Below are 7,926 nucleotides of genomic sequence, written 5' to 3'. Positions count from 1 at the left end.
GTATGCCCCTGGCCCCCCCCCCGGAAAATGAATCGGTATCCGGAAATCGGGAACAGCCAGCGGTGGTCAATCGGATCTCCTCAAGTGCTCCACCCCCACCCCCCCGGGCGGGTCAGGGTCAGGCCGATATCACCGCTCAGGCGACTCGCCAGCAGTCGGTGGATATTGTCGTTTGAGGCAGTGGCAGAGGTTGGCTTTTTGAAAGAAGCGGAAAATCCGGCTCAGCCTGGGAGGAATATCCCCTTGGTTTGGGGAGCGACCCTTCGGCCTGGGCCGGTTTTCAGTCCATCCTGTGCCGGATTTTAGCTTGAACCGGATTGGACGGTTGGGTGTGCCTGCAAGGTATGCCATAATTGGATGTGACCGGTGAATGGATTCCTCCTCCTGTCGATTTAATTGACTGGAGAGGGGATTGATTCAACCAGGGGATCATCCGGGCATGCCGAGCAGGCAGGCCCAACTGTCGATCAGGAATCATTCAGGCCCATGGCCGACACCCCGAAAGACCACCCGACAGGTGGGGTGGATTGCCGCAAGTGCAAGCATTTCCACGTCACCTGGGATTCCAAATTTCCCAGAGGGTGCAAGGCGATGGGTTTTAAAACCCGTCAGATGCCCTCTATGGAAGTGATGAAGGCCTCGGGTGCCCCCTGCTTGAAATTTGAAGCCAAACCCAAGAGACACTCTGCCACCAGCAGACGCTCCCGACCCAAAGATACCTTCGAAAAATCCAAAAGACCCCGGGAACGTCGAGTCAATCGCTGGGCTTGAGGGCCTCCTGGGTGAAAACGTGCCACCGGTTCAACCGATCACAGCCACTGGACCGGTCACTCCAACAATCCCCGTTTTTCCAGTAGCGCCTTCCACTCTCCAGCTGCCATGTGGCGTTTGTCCTGATTGCACTGATGGCAGGCGGGCACGCAATTGCTTTTGCTGGTCCGTCCTCCTTTGACCAGGGGCACAACGTGATCCAGGGTCAATTCCTTGGGGTGAAAACGTTCTGTGCAGTAGGTACAGACACCGTTGCCGATGCGGTTTTTCCACCAGGGGGAGCGTTTCATCTCCCGGGCCTTCTTCCGTTCCCGTTCCATCTGGTCGGGATCTCCCTGGAAAAAACTATCCAGATTCATAAACCATCCCCCGATCAATGTGTTGGGTCAGTAGAGCCCAGTAGAGCGTCATATATTTTTCGGACCGGCTTAAAATGCTCTTCCAGCACCGCGACGATATCCTCATCAGCTTGTAGCCCGCAAAGACGACCGAGGCGTTTTCTGGACTGGGGGTCGGGGCCGATGCGGTTTTCCGAGCGGTCGTGGAGCAGTCGCAGGCGGTTTTCCACCAGGCGGAGAAAACTGTAACAGCCATCCAGGGTGGCATACTGGTTAAAATCGAGAAAACCGGCCCGATGGAGGCTCAATAGGGCATTGGTGGCGTTGCGCTGGGCGATTTCCGGATGGTTGGCAGCATGGGCAAGAATGAGATATTGCACCAAAAATTCGATATCGACGATTCCCCCCCGGGTCTGTTTGATATCCACCTCTCCCGCCGGAGGTTTTTTTTCCCCATACATCCGCTGGCGCATGGTATCGACTTCCTTTTGTACCTCCTCCGGGTTGCGGGGTTTGGTCAGAACCGTCTGGATCTCCTCTTTTATCAACCGGCTCAGCTCCTGGTCTCCTACCACCACTCGGGCGCGGGTCAGGGCCTGATGTTCCCATAGCCAGGCATCGTTGTGTTGATATTTTCGAAAGGAGGTCAGAGAGGTGACCAGAGGGCCGGAGTTGCCGGAAGGGCGCAGGCGCATGTCCAGCTCATAGAGCTTGCCGCCGAAGGTCATGGTGGTGATGCTGGTGACGATTTTTTGCCCCAGACGATTGAAAAATTGGCTGTTGGGAACGCTACGCTCACCATCGGTAAAAGCGTCGTCGCCATCGCTGCCATGGATAAAAATCAGATCCAGGTCCGAGGCATAGTTGAGTTCCCGCCCCCCCAGCTTACCCATGGCGAGGATGGCAAACTGGGCTCGGTGGCGGTGGCCATCGCTATCTGTAAATCGGGGAACGCCGTGATGGGTTTCCATCTCTTCCATGGCGTCGGCCATGATCTGGGTGAGAATCACATCGGCCAGGGTGGAGAGACCGGCCATCACTTCGGCGGGGTCGGCTGTCCCCGAAAGATCCCGGATGCCCAGGCGCAGCAGCTCGGTATTTTTAAACTCCCGGATCACCTCCATACGCCGCTCCGGATTGTCGCACTCGGCAGCCAGATGCGCCAAAGATCGGGAAAGCTCGGCGCGCCCCCGGTAGCGCTCCAAAAAATCCCGGGTGGTCAAGCTATCGATCAGTTCCGGATGGGTGTTGAGAAAGCGGGAGAGCAGGTTGGAGCTGCCAAAGAGGCGCACCAAAAAGTTCAACACCAGGGGGTTTTCCACCAGCAGCGCCAGATAGCTCGTGCGATAGCCCAGGCTGTGTAAAAATTCCTGGGCATTTTGCAGGGCCATATCCTGATCCGGGGCCTGAATAATCTCCTGAAGCAGGGTTGGTGCCAGACGGGTATACCAGCGTCGGGCGGTTTCAGTGATGGCGATGCGGGGGGGGCCCTCCTGAAGGGTGGTCAACAACCCCCGGGCCTGCTCGGGATGGGTAAATCCAGCGATTTTCAGAGGTGCCAGGCAGGCCTCTTCCTTGGGGTCGCACTCCAGCAAAGCTTCGACCAGTGGATCGATGCGCTCCCGGTGGCTGCGTTCGCTCTCGAAAAAAAGGTTGCCATAATAGTGCTGCACTGAACTCCGGATCTTGTCGAGCTTTTCCCGAAAGGGATCGCTGGATGAAAATCCCATTCGCTTGGCCAGGGCCAAAAATTCCCCCTTTTCTTCCGGCAGGGAGTGGACCTGCTGCTCCTGGACAATCTGTAGGCGATGCTCCACCGTGCGTAAAAAATGGTAGGCTTGATTGAGATCCCGGGCGGCTTCCGGCGTGATGAGGGCCATCTCGGCCAGCAGGTCGAGGAGGGCCAGAGTGCCCCGAATACGCAGTTGCGGCTTGCGGCCGCCATGAATCAGCTGTAGGGATTGTACGAAAAATTCGATCTCCCGAATGCCCCCATAGCCGAGCTTGATATTGGTGTGATAATCCTCAGCCTGGGTGATGTGACGGTCGATCTTACGCTTCATCTCCCGGATGGCATCCAGAGCGGCAAAGTCCAGATAACGGCGATAGACAAAGGGGCGGATACGCTTGAGAAAGGTCTCCCCCATTTGTAGATTTCCGGCCACGGGACGGGCTTTGATCATGGCCGCCCGCTCCCAGGTTTGGCCCCAGGATTCATAATAGGTTTCCGCTGAGCGGCTGGAGAGGCAGAGATCGCCGCTTTCGCCTTCGGGGCGTAGCCGCAAATCCACCCGGAACACCATGCCGTCTGCGGTGGGCTCGCTCATCAATTTCATCAAATCCCGCCCGAGTCTGGTATAAAATTCCTTGATGGATATCGGGCGGGGGCCGTCGGTATGGGCTTCATCCAGATCATAGAGAAAGATGAGATCCACATCGGAAGAAAAATTGAGTTCTCCCCCTCCCAGCTTGCCCATGCCGAGAATGACGAATTGGGCTTTTTGAGCGGGAGCCGGGGAGTCCGCCGTGGGGGAATCGCCCGCTTCAGGATTCCTGTCCACTTCGCTCGTTTTGTCCGCTACCGGATGGCCAAAGCGGCTGACATATAATTTGGTCAACCAGTGCAAGGCTCCTTCCAGGGTGGCATCTGCCAGGGCGGAGAGGGCACCGGTGGTCTCCATGAGGGTGGCTTCATTGGTGAGATCCATGAGGCCGATGCGCATGAATTGTCGATGTTTATGGTGACGCAACAGCTGGGCGGCTTTTTGCCGGGAGGGGCCGTTTTCATCCAGATCTGTGATAATGCGCCGCTTCAAGGCTTCAGGGCTGAGGGGGGAGGGGGCATCCAAATGTTCGGCGAGAAATTCCGGCCAACGCAGGATGGTTCGGGTCAGATAGCCGCTGTTGCCAAAGGCGGTGATCAGTCGTTGCTGCCAGAGGGGATCTTTTAGCGCCCGGGTGAGGATGGCTAGCTTTTCCGGGTGGTCGCCATGGCTATCCCGGAAGCCTGTCAATCCTTGGGCAACTGTTTGTGGGCTAACTGTTTTTTCTGCAATATCAGTTATTTGAGCTTTGTTTTCCGGGGTCAGGTCAAACCCTTCGAGAGCTGAAGCGAGTGGCGTATCCAAAATAATCCTTCCATCCCCGTCACCAGGGGCCACGGAGAAAAATGGGTGGGTTTTGCTGAAAATCAAATCCAACCCATGAATTTTATGTCGACTTTACCCTACAATAAAATCATTTTTCGCCCGTTTCCAACAAGGTCATGCCCGAAACCACTCCCAAACCACCCCCCAAACCACCCCGTTCACCCGGTCGAATGACTGTGCGTTTCGTTTGGGGCGTGGTGCGTTTTGGCCTGCGCACATTGATCGGGGTTGCCGGGGTATTGATGGTGCTCTATGGCTGGCTGGTCTGGCGTCCCCCCGACATCAACCATCTGGCCCCTGAACTGGCCCGCCATATCTCCCGGGAGACAGGGCTCGACATCTCCCTGAAAGGGGTTTCGATTCAGGCAGGGCTCTCTCTGTCTATCTCCGGGGATGAATTGACCCTGAGAGCCCCCGGCATGGCCGAGCCGATTCTGCACTCCCGGGCTCTTCTGCTGCGCTTTTCACCTCTTGATTGGACTCGGGGCTGGCAATTTTTAGGGCTGGTACTGGAAGAGGCTGCCATTCATCTTACCCGGCGGCAAGACAACCGTTTTTATCTGGGGGAGATACCGCTGGCAGGGGAGAATTTGGGGAATCAAGCCAACAGGGATGCCTGGCGGGGGCGGGCGGAGCTGCCCATATCCCACCTGATATTTCGAAATTCCAAAGTGCATTTGGAAGATACCCGGCAATTGGTTGAAAACCGCCCCTTTCGCGGGGGGGTGGAACAGCTCGACCTGTCGGTATTTTTAACCGCCGATGGGGCTGCCCGATTTAAGTTTAATGGTGAAATGTGGGCTGAAAGCAGCCACCGCGCCCATTTTTCCGGGGTGGGTGATCGATCACCAATAGGGGATTGGGGGCTGGATATCCAGACCAAGGATCTCAGGATGGAGCCGTTTCGCCCCTATATCGATGGGATGCATCCCCTGGATGGTCTGGAAGTGCCCCTGGCGTTGTCCATCTCCAGCCAGTGGGGGGCAGGAAAATCCCTGTCCAGCCAGTGGCGATTGTGGACCGGACCGGGATTTTTAAAGTGGCCCAAACTGTTCCGCTGGCCCATGCCGGTCACCCGGGTCACCGCCAACGGCTCTCTGGGGGAAGAGAAGGGGGGAAGCTGGAATCTGGATGTGGCCCGATTTGATTTGGCCAGCACCCATGGCAAGGGGGAAGGGTCGTTGCAGCTCAACGGCCTGGGCCAGCCTGGGGCTACCATGGATTTGACCGCACGGGCCTTTGGAGTGCCAACCGCCAAAGCCCGTTTCTATTTTCCCGCCGCCATCATGCGCGATTCCCTGGTCAGCTGGCTCGACAACTCCCTGATCGGGGGCCGGGTGACCCAGGCGACGGCCCGTATCAAAGGACCCATTCGAAAGGTGCCGTTTCCTCCCCCCCTGGCTCCAGGTGATGAGGAAAATATTTTTCGCATTGAGGGAGATGTGGTCGGCTTGGGAGTGCGCTATTTCAAGGGGCTGCCCCTGATAAAAAAGGTGGCGGGCCGTGTGGTTTTTGATCGTCTCTCCATGCATGCGGAGGTTGATCGGGGCCAGCTTTTGGGCTCCACCACCGTACGGGGCCGGGTGGGTATCTCAGACATGGTCCACAATCCGGTGGTGGAAATACGCTCCCTGGCCGACAAAGCCGACTTGGCAGCTCTGTGGCAGGATGTGGTGGCCAATCCGGTGCTCAAGTGGGATCGGGCGGTGGGGATGGCAGGCTCCCAGGTACAGGGGCAGGGAGATCTCAAGCTCGATATTTCCCTGCCGCTGAATAATATCAAAAAAAGCCGTTATGAGGGCGTCGCTTCCCGGATCAAAAAGGGTTGGGTCAAACTTCCCTTTCTGGAATCTCCGGTCACCGATGTCAAAGGCCGCTTCGAGGTGGACCCGGATCGGTTTTTATTGTTGGTGGATCAGGCCCGCTTCGACCAGCTTCCGGTCACCGGAGAAATCAGCGCCTCGGGCTATCGGCGTCCCCAGGGCATCACGCTGGAGATGGCCTTCAACAGCAGCCTGCCCCAAAAGCGTCTCTCCAACTGGCTGGCCGCCCCCTTTTTGGGGCCGGATGGGAGGGTCACCGGACAGACCCCGTTGAAGCTCAAAATTCAGAAAAGATCCAACCAGCCTGAATTCGATACTGAATTGACTTTGAATGCCAGAGGCCTTGGTATCCAGGGGCGTTTGGGGTGGTCCAAACCTTCAGGAAGCCCCGGCATGGTGACTGCTCGGGGGGTGTTGGATCAAAAGGGGCGACTCCATTTTGATCGTATTGGGGCCGATTTGGGCAATCTTGATTTTAACGGCAGGGGAAAATTTAATTTTTCCGACTTTAACGGCCATCTCAATCTGGATCATTTCGATCTGGAGCAAAATCAGGGCAAATTTTATATCAGCCGCTCCTCAGATGGGGGAGAGGAAAATAACGGGGGTGGGGCAGGGCGTTGGCGGATTTTGGGAGACCTGACACAACTCGATTTTCCGGCCATTTGGGCTGAAAAAAGCATGGATGAAAAGGTGTTTAAGTCAACCCCCTGGCCCAGTGTGGATCTCCATCTCAAGGCAGATCGGGTGACTTTGAAAAATGCCCTCCTCGCCCGGCAGCTGGATACGGGCATCACGCTGGAAGAGCGCTCGGTGCGGATCGATTTTTTAAAAATGATCCAGGGGGAGGAGGGGGGTGGAAAAGATGGCGGGGCCGGGGATGGGGCCGGCCATGACACCACCGACAGCCAAGAGGATGGAGAGGACGGGAAAGAGCCGTCGGAGCAGGAGGCCAACCCCAAAGAGCTACAGTTGGATGGGGAATTTTTTTGGCTTGATCAACCCGGATTTGGCCCCTATGGAGCACACTTGAATATCGAGAGTGGGGATACCGGCCAGCTGTTGCGCGGTTTTTTTGGGGCTGAAGGCATGCTGGGTGGTGAGGGTTCTCTCTCCCTGGATCTGGAAGGGAGCGTGCCCAGAGGGAATGTGCTGAAAAATCATTTGACCGGAGTGGGGCGATTCCGGGTCGAAAAGGGGGCGATCCAGTCTCTTCAGGGTATTTCCCAGCTGTTCGGTCTTTTTTCACTTCGGGGACTGCCGGATCTCATGGTGGGGGATCGGCCCGATCTGATCGGGGAGGGGCTCTATTTCAATTCCCTGGTGGGCGACTTTGACCTGAGGGATTCGGTGTGGCAGGGGGAGTCGGTGGAGCTGGTGGGGCCTTCCATGAAGATTGTCCTTTCCGGTACAGTGGACCTGGCCAAGGATCGTTTGGATTTATTGATGGGTATCCGGCCTCTGCAAACGCTGGATGACATCTTGACCAAGCTGCCCCTGGTAGGTCTACTGGTTGGCGGCAACCGGCAGACCATCCTGGAGACCCAGTTTAACGTGACCGGCTCCATGAAGGATCCCCAGGTGCAGGTCAATCCGGTCTCAAGCCTGGCTCCGGGAGCGCTTCGGGATATTCTGACCTTTTACGGCGATCTGCTCACCATGCCCGAAGAGGGAGAATTCGGCTCAGAGGTGTATGATTCCTTGGAGAGCGATGAGTGATGGGTGGAGGGTGGTTTCTTTGGCAGCAAGTATCGGGGGAGCAGGCTGGAGTTGGCGCCGGAGGGTAGGCAGGCTGAAAATGTTTGGGTCGACAGCATTCAACTTTGGATTCAATTCACTTGAAGC

General features: G+C 56.8%; 4 protein-coding genes and 1 pseudogene. 3 read left to right on the top strand and 2 right to left on the bottom strand.

All coding sequences use genetic code 11. The annotated features are described in order from the left end of the window. Both HQL52_15850 and HQL52_15845 read left to right on the top strand, forming a co-directional pair. On the top strand, positions 1-176 hold a 176-nt coding region (locus HQL52_15850), incomplete at its 5' end, for a hypothetical protein (protein ID MBF0370922.1). Between the two features lie 310 nt (positions 177-486). Beyond that, a pseudogene (locus HQL52_15845) lies at positions 487-672 on the top strand (hypothetical protein). Positions 673-827: 155 nt separating this feature from the next. On the opposite strand, the gene HQL52_15840 reads toward HQL52_15845, so the two are convergent. Beyond that, positions 828-1,130, bottom strand: a complete 303-nt coding sequence (locus HQL52_15840) for an HNH endonuclease (GenBank protein MBF0370921.1) — start codon at positions 1,128-1,130, stop codon at positions 828-830. A 14-nt stretch (positions 1,131-1,144) separates the two neighbouring features. Then, complete coding sequence (gene glnE, locus HQL52_15835) at positions 1,145-4,237, bottom strand: bifunctional [glutamate--ammonia ligase]-adenylyl-L-tyrosine phosphorylase/[glutamate--ammonia-ligase] adenylyltransferase (protein ID MBF0370920.1); 3,093 nt, start codon at positions 4,235-4,237, stop codon at positions 1,145-1,147. Positions 4,238-4,374: 137 nt separating this feature from the next. On the opposite strand from glnE, the gene HQL52_15830 reads away from it, so the two are divergent. After that, positions 4,375-7,800 carry an AsmA-like C-terminal domain-containing protein gene (locus HQL52_15830; protein ID MBF0370919.1) on the top strand — a complete coding sequence of 1,142 codons (3,426 nt, stop codon included), beginning with the start codon at positions 4,375-4,377 and terminating at the stop codon, positions 7,798-7,800. The last annotated feature ends 126 nt before the right edge of the window (positions 7,801-7,926 follow it).

The organism is Magnetococcales bacterium (assembly GCA_015232395.1).
Taxonomy (GTDB): domain Bacteria; phylum Pseudomonadota; class Magnetococcia; order Magnetococcales; family JADFZT01; genus JADFZT01.
This window is presented reverse-complemented; position numbering and strand designations above follow the sequence as displayed.

Bases quoted from the DNA above. Each gene is read 5' to 3' on its own strand.
- HQL52_15840 (MBF0370921.1), bottom strand. From the start codon at position 1,130: ATGAATCTGGATAGTTTTTTCCAGGGAGATCCCGACCAGATGGAACGG.
- HQL52_15830 (MBF0370919.1), top strand. From the start codon at position 4,375: ATGCCCGAAACCACTCCCAAACCACCCCCCAAACCACCCCGTTCACCC.